The sequence below is a fragment of the Phaeacidiphilus oryzae TH49 genome (assembly GCF_000744815.1).
Taxonomy (GTDB): Bacteria; Actinomycetota; Actinomycetes; order Streptomycetales; family Streptomycetaceae; genus Phaeacidiphilus; species Phaeacidiphilus oryzae.
Genome location: NZ_JQMQ01000005.1, coordinates 6,144,002 through 6,159,466 on the forward strand (window position 1 = coordinate 6,144,002; position 15,465 = coordinate 6,159,466).

Sequence of the window (15,465 nt, forward strand, 5' to 3'; positions counted from 1 at the left end):
CTGCTGTTCCGGTACTCCGTGGGGGCGCGGAGGTGACGGACGTGGCCGGGGGCCGGAGGCCGGGGGCCGTGCGGCCGCCCGGCCGCGTCAGGTGCTGAGGACCGCCGTGACGCCCTGGCCGCCGGCCGCGCAGACGGAGATCAGGCCCCTGAGCCGGCGGCCGGTCCCGTTCCGCCGCTCCTCCGCCGCCTTCTCGTGGAGGGCCTTGGCGAGGGTGGCGACGATCCTGCCGCCGGTGGCGGCGAACGGGTGGCCGGCGGCGAGCGAGGAGCCCGCCACGTTGAGCCGCTCCCGGTCCACGGTACCCAGCGGCTCGTCCCGGCCGAGCCGCTCGCGGCAGAACTCCGGGCTCTCCCAGGCGGCCAGGGTGGCCAGCACCTGGGAGGCGAAGGCCTCGTGGATCTCGTAGAGGTCGAGGTCGCCCAGCTTGAGGCCGAGGTCGTCGAGGAGCGGCGGGACGGCGTAGGCGGGGGCCATCAGCAGCCCGTCCGCGCGGTGCTCGCCGGCGGTGAAGTCCACCGCGGCGGTGCGGGCGTGCTCGACGTACGCCAGGACGGGGAGCCCGCGCTCGGCGGCCCACTCCTCACTCGCCAGCAGGACGGTGGAGGCGCCGTCGGTGAGCGGGGTGGAATTGCCGGCGGTCATGGTGGGCCCGGCGCCGGCGAGGTCCTTGCCGTAGACCGGCTTGAGCCGGGCCAGCGACTCCACCGTGCTGGCCGGGCGGAGGTTCTGATCGCGGGTCAGTCCGCGGAACGGGGTGACCAGGTCGTCCAGGAAGCCCCGGTCGTAGGCGGCGGCGAGCCGCCGGTGGCTGGCGGCGGCCAGCGCGTCCTGGTCCGCGCGGGAGATCCCCCAGGCGGCGGCGGTCCGGGCGGCGTGTTCGCCCATCGAGAGGCCGGTGCGCGGCTCGGAGTTGCGGGGGATGTCGGGGACCAGGTGGCCGGGGCGGAGGCCGGCCAGCGCGCGCAACCGGGCGCCGGTGCCGCGGGCCCGGCGGGCGGCGAGGAGGATCCGGCGCAGCTGGTCGTTGACGCCGAGCGGCGCGTCGCTGGTGGTGTCCACCCCGCCGGCGACGCCGCTGTCGATCTGGCCGAGGGCGATCTTGTTGGCGATCAGCACCACCGCCTCCAGCCCGGTGCCGCAGGCCTGCTGGAGGTCGTAGGCGGGGGTGCGGGAGTCCAGGGTGCTGCCGAGGACGGTCTCCCGGGCGAGGTTGAAGTCCCGGCTGTGCTTGAGCACCGCTCCGGCGGCGAACTCGCCGAGCCGCTGCCCGGCCAGGCCGAACCGCTCGGCGAGACCGTCCAGGGCGGCGGTCAGCATCTCCTGGTTGCCCGCGGTCGCGTACGGGCCGTCGGCGCGGGCGAAGGGGATGCGGTTGCCGCCGACGATCGCTACCCGGCGCACGGCCGCCGGGCGTTCGGTCCCCGTCATGAAGTCACTCCGTTCGACTCTCTTGCCGTTCCGGCCCCAGGTACTTACTCTGGCGTAAACTTACTAGTCCGTAAGGAGAAAGCAATATGCCGGACCGGCCGGATCGCACCTCCGACCGCTACCTGCGGTGGACCCGGAGCCCGGCGGGCGCCTTCCTCGCGAAGCGGGTGGGCCTGCCCGTGCCGACCACCCTCCGCAGGCAGCGCCCGGGCGACCCCGACCTCCGCGGCCCGGTACTCCTCGGCTTCGCCGGAGGCGACGACGGTACGCCCACCGGACGGTTCGTCAAAACCCTTCCTGAGCTGTTGACTTCACTGGGTTCGGAGGCGGGCGGGGAGGCCCGGCCGGTCGACGAGCACCCGGAGCCGGCCGCGCTGGTCTTCGACGCGACCGGGATCACCGACCCGTCCGGACTCGCCGACCTCTACGCCTTCGTCCACCCGCGGATCCGCAGCCTCGCCCGCTGCGGGCGGCTGATCGTCCTCGGCACCCCGCCCGAACTCGCCGACGGACCGGCCGAGTCGGCGGCCCAGCGGGCGCTTGAGGGCTTCGTCCGCTCGGCCGGCAAGGAGCTCCGGCGCGGGTCCACCGCGCATCTGCTGCTGGTGGAACCCGGGGCGGAGGAGGGGGTGGAGTCCGCGCTGCGGTTCGCGCTCTCCGCGCGCTCGGCGTACGTCTCCGGGCAGGTGCTGCGCATCGGGGCGGCCGCGCGCTCGTCGGCCGCCCCCGCGGACCGGAGCCGGCCGCTGGACGGGCGTACCGCGCTGGTCACCGGCGGCTCCCGGGGGATCGGCGAGGCCGTCGCGGAGACCCTGGCCCGGGACGGAGCCAGGGTCGTGGTGCTCGACGTGCCCGCCCAGGAGGCGGCGGCGAAGGCGGTGGCCGAGCGGATCGGCGGTTCCGCGTCGGCCCTGGCGCTGGACATCACCGCGGCCGACGCGTCCCGGCGGCTCGCCGAGCACTTCGGCCCCGGCGGCCTCGACGTGCTGGTGCACAACGCCGGCATCATCCGGGACCGCACCCTGGCCAGGATGTCCAGGGCCGAGTGGGACGCGGTGATCGGCGTCAACCTCTCCGCCCCGCAGCGGATCACCGGGGCCCTGCTGGCGGACGGCACCCTGGCGGACGCGGCCCGGGTGGTCTGCACCGCCTCGATCAGCGGCATCGCCGGCAACGTCGGACAGGCCAACTACGCGGCCAGCAAGGCGGGTCTGATCGGCCTGGTCGGCGCGCTCGGCCGGGACCGGCGGACGCTGGAGCGCGGGATCACCGTCAACGCCGTCGCCCCCGGCTTCATCGAGACCTCGATGACCGCCTCCATCCCGCTCTTCGTCCGCGAGGCCGGCCGCCGGATGACCAGCCTCAACCAGGGCGGCCTGCCGGTGGACGTGGCCGAGGCGGTGGCCTTCCTGGCCGCGCCCGGCAGCGGGGCGATCACCGGTCAGGTGCTGCGGGTCTGCGGCCAGGCCCTGCTCGGCGCGTGACGGCCCCAAGGCAAGGAGCGAACCGGATCCGATGACCGAACTCACCTCCCCACCCGGCCTGTTGGGCGCGTACGCCCGGGCGCTGCTGCCGAAGCCGGCGCCGGGCTCCGCGCCGAAGCCCGTGCCGGGATCCGCGCCGGCCGCCGGCTCCGGCCGCCCCGAGCCGCGGCTCCGGCTGCGCGACCGGCCGGTGGACCGCCGCCGACTGGCCCGCTACCGCGAGCTCTGCGGCTTCCCGGCCGACTCCGGCGCCCTCCCCGTCACCTATCCGCATCTGGAGGCCTTCCCCCTCTCCATGGCGCTGATGGCCCGCCGGGACTTCCCGCTGCCGCTGCTCGGGCTGGTGCACATCGGCAACACCGTCCAGCGGCTGCGCCCGATCGGCCCCGAGGAGCGGCTGGACTACCAGGTCACCGTCGCGGCCCCGCGACCCCACCCGAAGGGCACCTCGGTGGAGGTCACGGCGGAGGCCTCGGCCGGCTCGGGCGCGGTCGCCTGGCGGTCCGTCAGCACCTACCTCCGGCGCGGGAGTCGTCCCGGTGACGCCGCCGCGGCCGCCGGGCCCGCCGGCCGGAAGCCCGCCGAGCCGGACCCGGTCGTCCCCGATGCAGTCGACCCCGACCTGGACGAGGACTGGCGGCTGCCCTCCGGACTCGGCCGGGCGTACGCCGCCGTCTCGGGCGACCGCAACCCCATCCACCTCCACCCCCTCACCGCCCGCCTCTTCGGCTTCCCCCGGCACATCGCCCACGGGATGTGGACCAAGGCACGCTGCCTGGCCGCGCTGGAGGGCGCCGGACTGCTGCCCGAGGGCCCGTACGAGGCGCGGGTGGAGTTCCGTGCGCCGGTGCTGCTGCCGGCGCACGTCCGGTTGCGCGCGGACGCCGAGGGCTTCCGGCTCACCGGTACGGGTGACCGACCGCGCACCCATCTGCGCGGAACAATCGGCCGTCCCGGCGCCGGTGCCCCGGCCCGTCCGGGGCAGGCGCCGTCCAGTTGACCCGTCGTCATCCCGCTTCAGGAGCACCCCAGATGAGCACCCCACTCGCCCAGGAACTCGCCGGGCTCGACTTCTCGGCCATCTCCCCGGAGGAGTTCGCCGGAATCGTCAAGGGCCGGTCAGGCAAGGAGATCGGCGAGGTGATGCGGGGCGAGCTGCGCGCCCGCATCATCGACGCGGTCTTCGCGCGGACCGGCGACCGCTTCCGGCCGGAGGCGGCCGGCTCGCTCAGGGCTCTCGTCCGCTGGAAGATCACCGGCGGTGAGGGCGAGGAGACCGTCTACGAGACCGACATCGCGGACGGCGTCTGCGAGGTGCGAGCCGGGCGCGGCGACGGCACCCCGCGCACCACGCTGACCATGGGCGACGCCGAGTTCCTGAAGCTCTTCTCCGGGAACACCAGCCCGATCACCCTCTTCATGACCCGCAGGCTCAAGGTCGCCGGCGATGTCGCGCTGGCCTCCGGACTGGCCCGCTACTTCGACATCCCCAAGCCCTGACCGCCGACCACCACCAGGACGCCCCATGCCCTTCAGCCTCGACCTGACCGAGGAGCAGACCGACCTCCGCGACTGGGTGCACGGCTTCGCCGCCGACGTGGTCCGCCCGGCCGCCGCCGAGTGGGACGAACGCGAGGAGACCCCCTGGCCGATCATCAAGGAGGCGGCGCGGATCGGCCTCTACGGCTTCGAGTCGCTGGCCGAGATGTTCGGCGACCCGACCGGGCTCTCCCTGCAGATCGCCAACGAGGAGCTGTTCTGGGGGGACGCCGGGATCGGCATGGCGCTCTTCGGCACCTCCCTCGCGGTCGCCGGGATCTTCGCCTCCGGCACCCCCGACCAACTCGCCGAGTGGGTCCCGCAGTGCTTCGGCGACGAGGACGACCCCAAGGTGGCGGCGTTCTGCGTCTCGGAGCCGCAGGCCGGCTCGGACGTCTCGGCGATGCGCACCCGGGCCCGCTACGACGAGGCGAAGGACGAGTGGGTCCTCAACGGCCAGAAGGCCTGGATCACCAACGGCGGGATCGCCGAGATCCACGTCGTGGTCGCCTCGGTGGAGCCGGAGCTGGGCTCGCGCGGGCAGGCCGCCTTCGTCGTGCCGCCGGGCACGACGGGCCTGGCCGGCAACCGGAAGATCCGGAAGCTGGGGCTGAAGGCCTCGCACACCGCCGACGTCTTCCTGGACGACGTCCGGGTCCCCGGCCACTGCCTGCTGGGCGGCAAGGAGCGGCTGGACCGCCGGCTGGCCAAGGCCAGGGAGGGCGGCAGCTCCTCCGGGCAGGCCGCGATGGCCACCTTCGAGGTCAGCCGTCCCACCGTGGGCGCGCAGGCGCTCGGCATCGCGCGCGCGGCCTACGAGTACGCCCTCGAGTACGCGGGGCAGCGGGAGGCCTTCGGCCGCCCGATCGTGGACAACCAGGCGATCGCCTTCGCCCTCGCCGACCTGCGCACCGAGATCGAGGCGGTCCGGCTGCTGATCTGGCAGGCCGCCTGGATGGCCCGCAACGACAAGGTGTTCACGGCCGGCCAGGGCTCGATGTCCAAGCTGCGGGCCGGCGAACTGGCCGTCCGGGCCTCCGAGAAGGCGGTGCAGATCCTCGGCGGCGCCGGCTACAGCCGCGAGCACCCGGTGGAGCGGATGTACCGGGACGCGAAGATATATACGATCTTCGAGGGCACCAGCGAGATCCAGCGGCTGGTCATCGCCCGGGCCATCACCGGGCGCCCGCTGCGCTGAGCCGGCGTCCCGGTCAGTTCCAGGTCGACGCGGGCAGCCGGTCGGTGAGCACCTCCCGGGCCAGGTCGGTCAGCGGCTTGTCGTGGGCGACGGCGTAGGCCCGCAACCGCAGCAGGGCCTGGTCCGTGGTGATGCGGAGGCGCTCGGCGAGGAATCCGGTGGCCTGGTGGATGGCGGCGTGGTGGAGGCCGGGAGGGTGCCGGCCGTGGTCCTCGCCGGCCGCCGGGATGTTCAGCAGCAGCGGGACCAGGGCCGCGGCCAGCCGCTCCAGTCCGCGCATCCGGGCGGGGGACAGGCCGCCGGCGGTGGTGCGGTAGGCCGTCAGCACCCCGATCGTCGCGGCACCGACGCTCAGCGGGAGGGCGGTCAGGGCCCGTAGCCGGGTGCGGGCCGCCGCGGGCAGGAAGACCGGCCAGCGGCCGGGGGCGGCGGTCGCCACATCGGGCTCCTCCACGCGGACGCCGCTGCGCTGCACCTCGGCGCCCGGGCCGTCACCCAGGGCGAACTGAAGCTCGTTCAGCTCGGTGCCGAGACCCCGCGGCGGGTCGCTCCAGACCAGCTCCAGCCGGCCTTCCCGGGTGGTCCCGTCGACGGTCAGCGCGGCCACCCCGAACAGCTCGGCGGTGCCGGCGGGGACGGCGTCCTCCAGGCTGCGGCCGGCGCGCGCGGCCAGGTCGAGGGCGGTGAGGAGGGCGGCGCGGCCCGAGGCGGGCGCCCGGGAGCGTCCGGGCCCGTCGGCCCGGTCGGCATAGGCCATGGTCACCGCCTCGATTCGGGATCGAGGGGGTCCCTGCCGCCCGGTGCCGGGGCGGTGGGAAGGCCGGGGGAAGGGACCGTGGCAGCGGTCGGGTCGTGCGGCAGGTCGGGGATGTCGAGGTCGTCCTGCCTGGCAACCAGGTCCGCGACGGCCTCGGCGACGAAGACGTCGCGCGGGGAAGTGGGCATGAAGGGCTCCAGCCCTTGCCTCCCGCACGGGCACAGCGGGCCGGGACACGGCGAAGCGCATGCCGATCGCCGGGGGAGGCAAGCTCTCACCGGGGGCGGTGGCCGGGAACGGCCGATGTGGTGCCCGCTGACGGGGGGTGGCGAGCTCGCCTCGATCCCGGTGAAGACCCGTCCAAAGCGCCGCTGCGGCCGTTTCCTCACGGCCCGGGCGACTCCACGGTGCTCTGCCAAGCTACCGCATGGCAGGGTCGTTCGGGGCCGGGCGCCCGGCCCGTTCCGCGGCGGACGGGGCCCGCTTGCGGCACGCGGGGAAGCAAGCCGCCACTGGGCCGGACGGTTACCCAACCGGCTTGCGGGTGTACTCTCCGCATACCGGCAGTCAGCCGGTGACCCTCTCTCGCTTGGACGAGAGGAGCGGCATGCCCGTAGATCGCATCCCTCAGGCGATGATTCTCGACTTCCTCCACGACGACGTCGTGTGGTCCCCGACCGAGGACGACGTACGCCGTCTGCTGGTCGCCCTGGTGTGGGCCAACCACGGGTTCCTGTCCCCGCGGACGGTGGACAGCCTGCTGGTCTGGGCGACGGAGTGGCTGCTTCGGGCGGCGCCCGAGGAGACGCCCCGGGCGTACCGCGAGCATCGCGCCCTGCTGAACTTCCTTCGCCAGCAAGGGATGCTGTCCCGCAGGCGCCCCTCGTCGGAGGCGGCGGCGCCGCTGCCGGCCGCCCTGCGAGGCGCGCCCGGGCGGGAGCCCGTCAGCTGCTCGGGGCGTGGCTGAGGTCGACCACGCAGAAGACGTTGTCGTCGGGGTCGGCCAGGACGACGAAGTCCGGCTCGCGCGGATAGCTGTCCCAGTGCGGGTCCTTGGCGCCGAGCGCGAGCAGCCGCTGGACCTCCGTCCGCTGCTCGTCGGCGGATTCCACGAAGAGGTCGAGGTGGAGGCGGGGGTGGTGTTCGGCGGGGGACTCGCTGCGCAGCAGGCCGAGGGCCGGGCCGGAGCCGTCGCGGTGGCTGAGGGTCCGCCAGTTCTCGTTCTGCCACTCGCCGGTGGGCACCAGATCGAGCGCGGCGGACCAGAAGGCGGCGGCACGTTCGAGGTCGGTCACGCCGAGCACGGGGATTCCGAGTCTGAGCATCCCCCGATGCTAGGGGCCGGGTTCCTCCCCCGTCGGAACCGCGCCGCCTCCGGCGCGCCGGTCAGCCGAAATGCGCCCAGTGGACGGCGATGATCAGCAGCACCCCGGCGGAGGCGAAGGCCAGGCCGGCGATGACCGTCCGGCCGGTCTGCATCCGCATCCGCGGGAACTGCGCCGCCGCCAGCCAGATCCCCCCGAACACCAGTAGCAGTCCGGCGATCTCGGCGAGCCGCAGCCCGGTGTGGTGCGCCATGGCGAGGTCCATGGCCCCATCGTCCCGCCGGGCCCCCATGCCGTCGACCCAGCCGCCCTCCCGGGGCGTTGAGTCGTCGTGGATCGCCTGTTGGCACGGCCCCGCCAGAGTGGACCCCGTCGCCGCCGGCCGGCCCGCCACGGGGGAGCGGGACGGCCGGCGGCCTCGGGCGGGGGTGCGGCGGCGGCCCGCGAAGAACCCCCGGTTCGGCGCCGGCGATAGGTTGCCGGTCATGACGGAAGCAGACACCGAGGCACTCTTCCCCTGGCCGCCCGCCCCGCTCAGGACCGAGCGGCTGGTCCTCCGCGAACCGGAGTCCCGCGACCGTGCGGCGTTCGTCGAACTCCTCACCTCTGCCGAGGTCAACGCCTATGTCGGCGGCCCGCGTCCGCGCGCGGAGTGCGAGCGCACGCTGCCCGCGACGCCCGGCCGGCGCCCCGGCCTCTTCGTGGTCGAGCTGGACGGGGCGATGATCGGCACCGTGGAGCTCGACCGGCGCGCCCCGGACACCCGCAGCGAGGTCCGGCCGGAGGCGGGGGAGGCCGAGCTCGGCTACCTCTTCCTGCCGGAGGCCTGGGGGCGGGGCTACGCCGCCGAGGCGTGCGCGGCGGTGCTCGGCTGGTACGCCGAGGTGGCTCCCGGGGAGCCGGTGGTGCTCTGCACGCAGACCGCCAACGCCCGGTCGATGCGCCTCGCCGCGAGGCTGGGATTCATCGAGGCGCACCGGTACACGGCCTGGGGCGCCGAGCAGTGGATGGGGCTGCGGTCCCCGCTCTGACCCCGGTCCCGGCGAGGGTCAGCGCCGACCCGGGGCCAGGTAGACGATGTAGCTCCGCTGGCCGGGGGTGCCGGGGACGGGGTGGCGGGTCCAGTGGGGGCCGGACCGGGCGGTGGCGTAGGGCGGGACGGGGTCGGCGGGGTAGAGGAGGAGGGCGGTGGGTTCGCCGGTCGAGCGGGCGAGCAGCGCGGCCTGGGTGATGTCGGCGTCGTTGCCGGTGGTCTCGGCGGAGGAGCAGCGGGCGTAGTAGCCGAGCGGCTCGGCGTCCTCGCCGGTGAGGAGGCAGTGGCCGGGGGTGAGGCCCAGCCGGTGGAGCGCGGCGGCGACCCGCGCGTCGTCGGCGTGCTGGGCGGTGGTGGCCCGGGCCTGGCGGTACAGCACCAGGTACTGGCTGCCCAGTTGCGCGGCCAGGCCGAGGGCCAGCGCGGCGGCGGCCAGGGCGCGCCCGCGCCGGGTGGGCGCACCGGTCACCAGCCGGGCGAGCAGCGTCGCCGCCGGTATCGCCAGCAGCGCGTACGCGGGCAGCAGGAAGCGCGGCGCAGAGTAGGTGATCCCGAAGAGATAGGGGCAGGCCACCGTGAGCCCGCAGAGCGCGGGCAGCAGCGCCGGGGCCGTCCGCCCGGCCCGGCGGGCCGCCAGCACCCCGCCCGCCACCAGCAGGGGAAGCAGCAGCCACCAGGCGGTCAGGGCCGGCGGCGAGTGGTCCCAGCCGACCGTGCAGGGGCGGCAGAGCGTCGGCCCGTCCAGCGAGCGCAGCACGTCGCCGACGGCCCAGTGGAGTCCGAGGCCGCCCTCGTTGGCGCTGGACAGGTGCAGCCGCTCGCCGATGCCGCCGAACCGGGCGTACGCCTCGGCGATCCACTCGGCGGCGCCCGCGAGCAGCCCGCCGCCGACCGCGAGGAGCGGCGGCCCGCAGCGGCGGCGGCGCAGCAGGACGGCCGCGACCGGGAGCGGGAGGGCCAGGAACGCGGCATCGCTCGGCCGCATCAGCGCGGCCAGCGCGAGCGCTGCGGCCAGGCCGGCCAGCGGCGCCCGCCGTGCGGGACCGGCCGCGCCCGCCGCGGTGAGGAAGCAGCCGACCGCGGCCAGCCCGCCGAAGGCGATCCAGAGGTTGGGCATCGCCTGCGGGCCGTAGTACTCGGCGATCCAGAGGGTGCCGAAGAGGAGCCCCGCCAGCGCGGTCACCCGGGTGTCCAGCAGCCGGCGCCAGGCGCACAGGGCGAGGAGCAGCCCCGCGCCGGAGAGCACCGCCAGATAGACCCGCAGCGCGGAGGTCGAGTCGGTCACCGCCGCGAGCGGGGCGACCAGGAGGGTGATCCCACGGGCCCGCGGGGCGCTGAAGAACTCGGCGGGGATCTGCGGGGCGACCTGGCTGACATAGACCGTCTCGTCCCAGCCGAGGCCCATCGAGACCGGTACGAAGGCCAGTTGGGAGGTGGTGAAGAGGGCGGCGACCGCGACCAGCCACCACAGCGAACCGCCGCCGGCGCCGTCGGGACCGGAGCCGGAACCCCCGGAGCCCGGGTCGCCGGCGGCGCCGCGGTCCGGCTCCGTCCGCCGCCCGTCACTCGGGAGGCCGGAGCCGGAGCCGGCGGGAACGACGAGGTTGGCGCTGATGGGAGGGGCCCTTCCTGGACCTGGAGCCGCGGCACGCGCTCGGCGCCTGACCGCGACACCCTCTCCCATCAACCTGACATCCGGGTGAGCGGAAGGTCGGAAACTCTTATCGAACGAATATCCTTACCCAGCTCATCCCTTCGCCGGCGCGGTGGGCGTCGCTGCGCGACTCCACGCCCGGGAGCCGGTGCGGGACCAGCTCCGGGGCGTTCGCCGTGCCGTTCGGCGAGGCCGCCACCCACAGCGCCCAGCCGGCGCAGAGCGCCGCGAGGCCGACCCAGAAGCCGATCCACCGCCAGCGCGCCAGCCCGCGCCGACGCGGGCCCCTTCCACCGGCCGGGGTGGCGAGACGACGACGCATGAGGGGGCGCCTCCTGGAGCGGGCGGCGGGCAGACAGGTTCCGTTCCGTCACTGTTGGTGACGGTTATCACGCAACGTATCCGCGCTCCCGCTCGTACCTCGACCCCGGCTCGGCTGAACAGGTGTCAGCGAGCCCCGGCGGCCCCGGCCTGCGGCGCTCAGTCCGCGGTTCCGGCGGTGTCCGCCGAGTCGGCGGTGTTCGCGCAGCCGGCCACCCGGTACACGTGCTCCACGCGCGGAGCCCCGTCGAAGTACCGGCCGACCAGCTCGCGCCAGCGGGCGAAGCCCTCGGAACCCCGGAAGTCGACGGTGTGGGCCTCGACGGACTCCCACCCCACGACCAGCCGGTAGCGGGAGGGGAACTCCACGCTGCGCCGGAGCTGCACGCCCAGGCAGCCCTTCGCCGCCTCGAAGAGCGGCTGCGCCTCGGCGTACGCCGCTTCGAAGGCCTTCTCCTCGCCGGCGACGACGTCGATCTCGGCGATCTCCCACACGCTCATGGCTGCACGGTCCTTTGCTGCTCCGGGGACGGGACTGATGATCGATGATCAGCGGATTGCGATGCTACGTCGTGCCGCGTCGCGACCGACACGGGCTCCGGCGGAGACTGGGGGGCATGACGGTCAAGCTGAGGATGCAGGTGAAGCGGATCTACGACGAGCCCGGGGAGGACGACGGCCGCCGCGTGCTGGTGGACAGGCTCTGGCCGCGCGGGATCTCCAAGGACCGGGCCGAGCTCGACGACTGGGCGAAGGAGCTCGCGCCCAGCAGCGAGCTGCGCGCCTGGTACCACCAGGACCGGGAGCAGCGCTACGACGAGTTCGCCGAGCGCTACCGCCAGGAGCTGGACACCCGCGAGCAGAATGAGCGCCTGGACTCGCTGCTCGACTCCGCCGACGACCCCGGGGTCCTCACCCTCCTCACTGCGGTCAAGGAGGACGACGAGCCCCGCAGCCACGTCCCGATCCTCCTGGCGGTGCTCCAGGAGGCGGCGACGGGGGAGAAGTAGCATCAGCGGCCTGAAGCGGCCTGAAGCGGCCTGAAGCAACCCGAGGCGGCCCGAGGCGGCCCGGCCCCTCATCCCTCCATCGGCTCGTCCGCGGTGATCGGCCGTCGGGGGAGGGGGCTGGAGTAGACGACGCTGGTGGTGATCGCGCCGAGGCTCGCGATCCGGCCGGTGACCTGCTCCAGATGGCGCATGGAGCGGGCGACGATCTTGAGGATGAAGCAGTCCTCGCCGGTCACGTGGTGGGCCTCGATGACCTCCGGGGTGGTGTCCAGGAGGTCGTGGAAGGGCTTGTAGTTGCCGTGCGGATAGCGCAGCCGGGCGAAGGCCATCACGGTGAGGCCGAGCCGCTCCGGGTCCACGACGGCGGAGTAGCCGGCGATGATCCCGCTCTCCTCCAGTCGGCGGACCCGCTCGGTGACGGCGCTGGCGGACATCGAGACGGTGCGGGCGAGTTCGGTGTAGCCGGCCCGGCCGTGCTTCTGCAGGGCGTCGAGGATGCGGAGATCGGTGGCGTCCGGGGAAACGGCGGTCATGCCGGGAATCTGCCGGGGAATCGGCGCCGGATCAAGGGGTTCGGCGTGTGATCTCCGTTCCGCGTCGGGGAGCGGGGCCGTAGCGTTTCCGGCATGACGATCACAGCTGCCAGTCCCGCCCTGCGGACCCCGCCCGCGGCGCCCGCCGAGGCCGCCGCCTTCTTCGCCTCGCGCCTCGCCTTCCAGGCCGACGTCGCCGACGTGCAGGCCTCAGTGGCCTCCGGCCGCCCCGGCTTCGTCCTGGTGGACTCGCGCGGCCAGGAGGCCTGGGACCAGGGCCACGTCCCCGGTGCCGTCCACCTTCCCACCGCCGAGATCCCGGAGCGGGCCGCCGAACTCCTCGACCCCGCCGTACCGGTGATCACCTACTGCTGGGGCCCCGGCTGCGACGGAGCCACCCGCGCGGCCCTCGCCCTGGCCCAACTCGGGTACCGGGTCAAGGAGATGATCGGGGGCATCGAGTACTGGACCCGGGAGGGCTTCCCGGTCGAGACGGCGACCGCCGGCGTCCGCGCCCGGCCGGCGGACCCGCTCGTCGCCCCGACCGGTGGGGACGGCTGCGGCTGCTGAGCGCTGCGACCGCCGAGGGGCGGCGGCGTCGCCGGGCGCCTCAGCGGCGCTCGTAGGGGATCTGCTCGCCGGCCTCGATCGGCAGCGGGAGGCGGTTCTCGGCGGGCGGCAGGGGGCAGGTGGCGAAGTCGGTGTAGGCGCAGGGGAGGTTGACCGCCCGGTTGAAGTCCAGCACCACCGTGCCGTCGGCGGCGGGCGCGGGGATGGAGAGCGAGCGGTTGGCGGCGTAGGTGGTCACCCCCGAGGTGGCGTCGGTGAAGAGCACCAGCAGGCTGCCGGGGGCGTGGCCGTCGAACGCGGTCAGGCTCAACTCCTGTCCTTCCAGGGTGAATTCGATCCGCCCCGGGGCCTGGTAGACGTGCTGGAGGCCCTCGACCGCCGCGCCGACGGTGGTCGGGCGCGGCTCGTCGAACGGCGTGTACCGGCCGGTCACCGCCCAGCGGGGGTCGGGGGCGTAGGCGGGGGTGCCGCGGTAGTCGGCGCGCAGGGGGTGGTCCGGGTGGCGGGGGCGGACGATGTCCTGGCCGCCGCGGCGGGCGACCTCGATCACCGCGTCGCCCCAGACCGCCTGGACGCCGCCGCGCTCGGGGACGGGCCCGAAGGCGTGCCGGCCGCGGACGGGGGCGCCGTCGACGAGGAGCTCCTCGCCTTCGCCGAGCTCCACGACGACGCCCTCGTCGTCCGTGGACCAGAGGCCGGGGGCGCCGGGGATGGGCTGCGGCTCGGCCGTCGGCCAGTGGAGGCCGGTGACGGCGAGGAAGCCGTGGGCGTCGGCACGGACCTCCTCGTGGCGGCGGTGCCAGGCCTCCCAGTCGGCGGCGAAGGCGGTGGCGGGGGCGGCGGTGGCGGAAACCTGATGAGTGGTCATGAGTCTTCCCTGGAGGTGGGGTTGATGACGCGATGGGGGCCGGGGCCGAGGCCTTGGGTCTCCGGCCGGAGGGCCTGCGGCCGGGCAGGAGCTCGTGCCGGTGGTGGCGGGGCCGGTCAGGGCCGACAGAGCGAGGCGGCGACACGGAGGAGATCGACGTGCCGGCGGGAGCGGAGGCGGAGGGGGCACCGGGGGCGATCGTCGCCGGGGCTGAACGCCGCACCGCCACTGCCATCGCCTTCACCGCCCTCACCGTTCGGCCCGCCGAATCGGGCGCCGTCGAGACGTGCAACCCCGGGCCGCCGCGAGCCATTCCACGCTGCCGCTGCCGCTGCGCCGCCGATGCCGGACGCGATCGAAAGGTAGGCACGGCGGCCGAGGGCTGTCAACGGCGGGTGCCCGGGCGCGAGCCGGGGCCGCCTTGCTGCTCAACGCGTGCTTGACGGCCCGGCGGAGGGTGTTCAGACTGGTCCGGACGGTCACGACAGTCAGCGCCCGCCGCCACGGCGGGTAATCGGCCCCGGCCCGCTGACGGGCAACCCTTCCACCGCGACGGGGTGCCCCGGGTGACGACCGGGTTCCGCCGAAGCGGCGGGGCAAGCGCGACGACGGGATCGGTGGAGATGGCCGGCAGGGGCAGCGGCAGGGCTCGTGAAGCCCGCAGGCCACTCGTCCGTTCGGTCCTCACCCGCCGCCTCCACATCGATCTGCTGCGGGTCTGCAGCGCGTTCGGCAGAGCGGGCTGACGCCGAGCTCCGGCGGCGCACCCCGTCCGGGGCACAGCGCCGCTCCGGCCACCGTCACCACCACCGCCTCGGCGTCGGCCGCCTCGGCCTGAGCGGCAGCCGCAGTCGCGCCCCGCCCCATGCCCCCACCTCGTCCTCGCGCCTCCTCGGCGGCCGACAGCGCCGCCGGGACGCGCCCTGCCCTGGAGAGAGCCATGCCCGAGTCCCTGCTCGACGCCGCCTCGTCCACCGCCCGCTTCCGCGACCGGATCGGCGCCGGCGACGCCCCCGACCCCCACCGCTACCAGCTCTACCTGCGCCTCGGCTGTCCGGGCTCACTCCGGGTCTCGATCACCCTCGAACTGCTGGGCCTCCACGAGGCCATCGCCACCACGCCGCTGACCCCCGCGTCGAAGACCGTCACCGCGGACCAGGCGCTGCTCCGCCGCGCCTACGAGTCCACCCAGCACCACTACGCCGGCCCCCTCAGTGTCCCCGCGCTCTGCGACCGCTGGAGCGGGCGGGTGGTGAGCAACCATGTGCCGGACATCCTGGACGACCTCGCGGACCGTTTCGCCGCCGCCGCTCCGAAGCCCCAGGGCGGCGGGCGCGTCCTGCCGCTCCGCCCGGCCGCGCTGGCCGGCGACATAGCCGAACTGCGGACCCTCCTCGACGGGTCCGTCACCCAGTCGGCCCGCCGGGCCGCCCTCGCTCAGGGGACGCGCCGCCGCGAGGAGGCGCTGCGGACGCTGCTGGGCGCCCTGGACGAACTCGACCGCCGCCTCGCCGCCCACGGTCAGGAGTACGCGCTCGGCAGCGAACTCACCGCCGCGGACGTCGACTTGTGGTCGGCCCTGGTCGGCCTGCGCACCGCCAGGCTGAGCCGCCGCGGGGGCGACGGCGCCGACACCGAGGCGGCCAGGAGGACCATCGACGGCCACCACCGCCTCTGGTCCTACGTCGACCGGGTCACCGCCGCCCACCCGGCCTTCCGGGCCGCCGCGCGGGCGAACTGAG

Annotated in this window: 19 protein-coding genes and 1 riboswitch; of the genes, 9 read left to right on the forward strand and 10 right to left on the reverse strand. The window is 74.9% G+C overall.

What is annotated here, in order from left to right:
• Window positions 1-87: 87 nt before the first annotated feature.
• Window positions 88-1,431, reverse strand: coding sequence for an acetyl-CoA C-acetyltransferase (locus BS73_RS31010; RefSeq protein ID WP_037577709.1), 1,344 nt, complete (start codon window positions 1,429-1,431; stop codon window positions 88-90).
• An 86-nt stretch (window positions 1,432-1,517) separates the two neighbouring features.
• On the opposite strand from BS73_RS31010, the gene BS73_RS31015 reads away from it, so the two are divergent.
• Genes BS73_RS31015 through BS73_RS31030 form a run of 4 tightly spaced genes read left to right on the forward strand, consistent with a single transcriptional unit; the run spans window position 1,518 to window position 5,652 of the window.
• Window positions 1,518-2,915 (forward strand): 3-oxoacyl-ACP reductase, encoded by a 1,398-nt coding sequence (locus tag BS73_RS31015; protein WP_037577710.1) that lies wholly within the window; start codon window positions 1,518-1,520, stop codon window positions 2,913-2,915.
• 31 nt (window positions 2,916-2,946) lie between these two features.
• Window positions 2,947-3,915, forward strand: a complete 969-nt coding sequence (locus tag BS73_RS31020) for a MaoC family dehydratase (RefSeq protein ID WP_084704488.1) — start codon at window positions 2,947-2,949, stop codon at window positions 3,913-3,915.
• A gap of 32 nt (window positions 3,916-3,947) precedes the next feature.
• Window positions 3,948-4,415, forward strand: coding sequence for an SCP2 sterol-binding domain-containing protein (locus BS73_RS31025; protein WP_037577711.1), 468 nt, complete (start codon window positions 3,948-3,950; stop codon window positions 4,413-4,415).
• Between the two features lie 25 nt (window positions 4,416-4,440).
• A complete protein-coding gene (locus BS73_RS31030; protein ID WP_037577712.1) occupies window positions 4,441-5,652 on the forward strand; it encodes an acyl-CoA dehydrogenase family protein in 1,212 nt (403 codons plus the stop codon).
• Between the two features lie 13 nt (window positions 5,653-5,665).
• Here BS73_RS31030 and BS73_RS35300 read toward each other — a convergent pair whose 3' ends face one another.
• Window positions 5,666-6,409 (reverse strand): ANTAR domain-containing protein, encoded by a 744-nt coding sequence (locus BS73_RS35300; protein WP_051941187.1) that lies wholly within the window; start codon window positions 6,407-6,409, stop codon window positions 5,666-5,668.
• Window positions 6,410-6,411: 2 nt separating this feature from the next.
• On the reverse strand, window positions 6,412-6,597 hold the full coding sequence (locus tag BS73_RS35305) for a hypothetical protein (RefSeq protein WP_051941188.1): 186 nt from the start codon (window positions 6,595-6,597) through the stop codon (window positions 6,412-6,414).
• Window positions 6,598-7,016: 419 nt separating this feature from the next.
• Here BS73_RS35305 and BS73_RS31045 point away from each other — a divergent pair, with 419 nt between their 5' ends.
• Window positions 7,017-7,376, forward strand: coding sequence for a hypothetical protein (locus BS73_RS31045; RefSeq protein ID WP_037577714.1), 360 nt, complete (start codon window positions 7,017-7,019; stop codon window positions 7,374-7,376).
• Here the strand turns inward: BS73_RS31045 and BS73_RS31050 are convergent.
• A complete protein-coding gene (locus BS73_RS31050; protein ID WP_037577715.1) occupies window positions 7,354-7,734 on the reverse strand; it encodes a VOC family protein in 381 nt (126 codons plus the stop codon). The genes BS73_RS31045 and BS73_RS31050 overlap by 23 nt on opposite strands.
• A 61-nt stretch (window positions 7,735-7,795) precedes the next feature.
• Window positions 7,796-7,999 (reverse strand): hypothetical protein, encoded by a 204-nt coding sequence (locus tag BS73_RS31055; RefSeq protein ID WP_037577716.1) that lies wholly within the window; start codon window positions 7,997-7,999, stop codon window positions 7,796-7,798.
• A gap of 220 nt (window positions 8,000-8,219) precedes the next feature.
• On the opposite strand from BS73_RS31055, the gene BS73_RS31060 reads away from it, so the two are divergent.
• Entirely contained in the window at window positions 8,220-8,765 is a 546-nt protein-coding gene (locus tag BS73_RS31060; RefSeq protein ID WP_037577717.1) for a GNAT family N-acetyltransferase, read from the forward strand.
• A gap of 18 nt (window positions 8,766-8,783) precedes the next feature.
• Here BS73_RS31060 and BS73_RS31065 read toward each other — a convergent pair whose 3' ends face one another.
• From BS73_RS31065 to BS73_RS31075, 3 genes are all read right to left on the reverse strand, one after another.
• Window positions 8,784-10,451 (reverse strand): hypothetical protein, encoded by a 1,668-nt coding sequence (locus BS73_RS31065; RefSeq protein WP_152617787.1) that lies wholly within the window; start codon window positions 10,449-10,451, stop codon window positions 8,784-8,786.
• Between the two features lie 37 nt (window positions 10,452-10,488).
• Window positions 10,489-10,743, reverse strand: coding sequence for a hypothetical protein (locus BS73_RS31070; protein ID WP_037577718.1), 255 nt, complete (start codon window positions 10,741-10,743; stop codon window positions 10,489-10,491).
• A 158-nt stretch (window positions 10,744-10,901) separates the two neighbouring features.
• Window positions 10,902-11,243 carry an antibiotic biosynthesis monooxygenase family protein gene (locus BS73_RS31075; protein ID WP_037577719.1) on the reverse strand — a complete coding sequence of 114 codons (342 nt, stop codon included), beginning with the start codon at window positions 11,241-11,243 and terminating at the stop codon, window positions 10,902-10,904.
• A 116-nt stretch (window positions 11,244-11,359) separates the two neighbouring features.
• On the opposite strand from BS73_RS31075, the gene BS73_RS31080 reads away from it, so the two are divergent.
• On the forward strand, window positions 11,360-11,752 hold the full coding sequence (locus BS73_RS31080) for a DUF488 domain-containing protein (protein ID WP_037577720.1): 393 nt from the start codon (window positions 11,360-11,362) through the stop codon (window positions 11,750-11,752).
• A 68-nt stretch (window positions 11,753-11,820) separates the two neighbouring features.
• Here the strand turns inward: BS73_RS31080 and BS73_RS31085 are convergent, their stop codons facing one another.
• Window positions 11,821-12,285, reverse strand: a complete 465-nt coding sequence (locus BS73_RS31085) for an Lrp/AsnC family transcriptional regulator (protein WP_037577721.1) — start codon at window positions 12,283-12,285, stop codon at window positions 11,821-11,823.
• A 93-nt stretch (window positions 12,286-12,378) separates the two neighbouring features.
• Here BS73_RS31085 and BS73_RS31090 point away from each other — a divergent pair, with 93 nt between their 5' ends.
• Window positions 12,379-12,855, forward strand: a complete 477-nt coding sequence (locus BS73_RS31090; protein WP_037577722.1) for a rhodanese-like domain-containing protein — start codon at window positions 12,379-12,381, stop codon at window positions 12,853-12,855.
• Window positions 12,856-12,895: 40 nt separating this feature from the next.
• Here BS73_RS31090 and BS73_RS31095 read toward each other — a convergent pair whose 3' ends face one another.
• The gene (locus tag BS73_RS31095) at window positions 12,896-13,723 is read right to left on the reverse strand and encodes a DUF1684 domain-containing protein (protein WP_037577723.1); all 828 of its coding nucleotides are present in this window, start codon (window positions 13,721-13,723) and stop codon (window positions 12,896-12,898) included.
• Between the two features lie 477 nt (window positions 13,724-14,200).
• Window positions 14,201-14,332, forward strand: a riboswitch (SAM riboswitch).
• Between the two features lie 331 nt (window positions 14,333-14,663).
• Between BS73_RS31095 and BS73_RS31100 the strand changes: the two genes are divergently transcribed.
• Window positions 14,664-15,464, forward strand: a complete 801-nt coding sequence (locus tag BS73_RS31100) for a glutathione S-transferase C-terminal domain-containing protein (protein WP_051941189.1) — start codon at window positions 14,664-14,666, stop codon at window positions 15,462-15,464.
• The last annotated feature ends 1 nt before the right edge of the window (window position 15,465 follow it).

Bases quoted from the DNA above. Each gene is read 5' to 3' on its own strand.
- BS73_RS31045 (WP_037577714.1), top strand. From the start codon at position 7,017: ATGCCCGTAGATCGCATCCCTCAGGCGATGATTCTCGACTTCCTCCAC.
- BS73_RS31020 (WP_084704488.1), top strand. From the start codon at position 2,947: ATGACCGAACTCACCTCCCCACCCGGCCTGTTGGGCGCGTACGCCCGG.
- BS73_RS31030 (WP_037577712.1), top strand. From the start codon at position 4,441: ATGCCCTTCAGCCTCGACCTGACCGAGGAGCAGACCGACCTCCGCGAC.
- BS73_RS31080 (WP_037577720.1), top strand. From the start codon at position 11,360: ATGACGGTCAAGCTGAGGATGCAGGTGAAGCGGATCTACGACGAGCCC.
- BS73_RS31075 (WP_037577719.1), bottom strand. From the start codon at position 11,243: ATGAGCGTGTGGGAGATCGCCGAGATCGACGTCGTCGCCGGCGAGGAG.
- BS73_RS31070 (WP_037577718.1), bottom strand. From the start codon at position 10,743: ATGCGTCGTCGTCTCGCCACCCCGGCCGGTGGAAGGGGCCCGCGTCGG.
- BS73_RS31055 (WP_037577716.1), bottom strand. From the start codon at position 7,999: ATGGACCTCGCCATGGCGCACCACACCGGGCTGCGGCTCGCCGAGATC.
- BS73_RS31095 (WP_037577723.1), bottom strand. From the start codon at position 13,723: ATGACCACTCATCAGGTTTCCGCCACCGCCGCCCCCGCCACCGCCTTC.
- BS73_RS31085 (WP_037577721.1), bottom strand. From the start codon at position 12,285: ATGACCGCCGTTTCCCCGGACGCCACCGATCTCCGCATCCTCGACGCC.
- BS73_RS35305 (WP_051941188.1), bottom strand. From the start codon at position 6,597: ATGCCCACTTCCCCGCGCGACGTCTTCGTCGCCGAGGCCGTCGCGGAC.
- BS73_RS31065 (WP_152617787.1), bottom strand. From the start codon at position 10,451: ATGGGAGAGGGTGTCGCGGTCAGGCGCCGAGCGCGTGCCGCGGCTCCA.
- BS73_RS31060 (WP_037577717.1), top strand. From the start codon at position 8,220: ATGACGGAAGCAGACACCGAGGCACTCTTCCCCTGGCCGCCCGCCCCG.
- BS73_RS31050 (WP_037577715.1), bottom strand. From the start codon at position 7,734: ATGCTCAGACTCGGAATCCCCGTGCTCGGCGTGACCGACCTCGAACGT.
- BS73_RS35300 (WP_051941187.1), bottom strand. From the start codon at position 6,409: ATGGCCTATGCCGACCGGGCCGACGGGCCCGGACGCTCCCGGGCGCCC.
- BS73_RS31015 (WP_037577710.1), top strand. From the start codon at position 1,518: ATGCCGGACCGGCCGGATCGCACCTCCGACCGCTACCTGCGGTGGACC.
- BS73_RS31010 (WP_037577709.1), bottom strand. From the start codon at position 1,431: ATGACGGGGACCGAACGCCCGGCGGCCGTGCGCCGGGTAGCGATCGTC.
- BS73_RS31100 (WP_051941189.1), top strand. From the start codon at position 14,664: ATGCCCGAGTCCCTGCTCGACGCCGCCTCGTCCACCGCCCGCTTCCGC.
- BS73_RS31025 (WP_037577711.1), top strand. From the start codon at position 3,948: ATGAGCACCCCACTCGCCCAGGAACTCGCCGGGCTCGACTTCTCGGCC.
- BS73_RS31090 (WP_037577722.1), top strand. From the start codon at position 12,379: ATGACGATCACAGCTGCCAGTCCCGCCCTGCGGACCCCGCCCGCGGCG.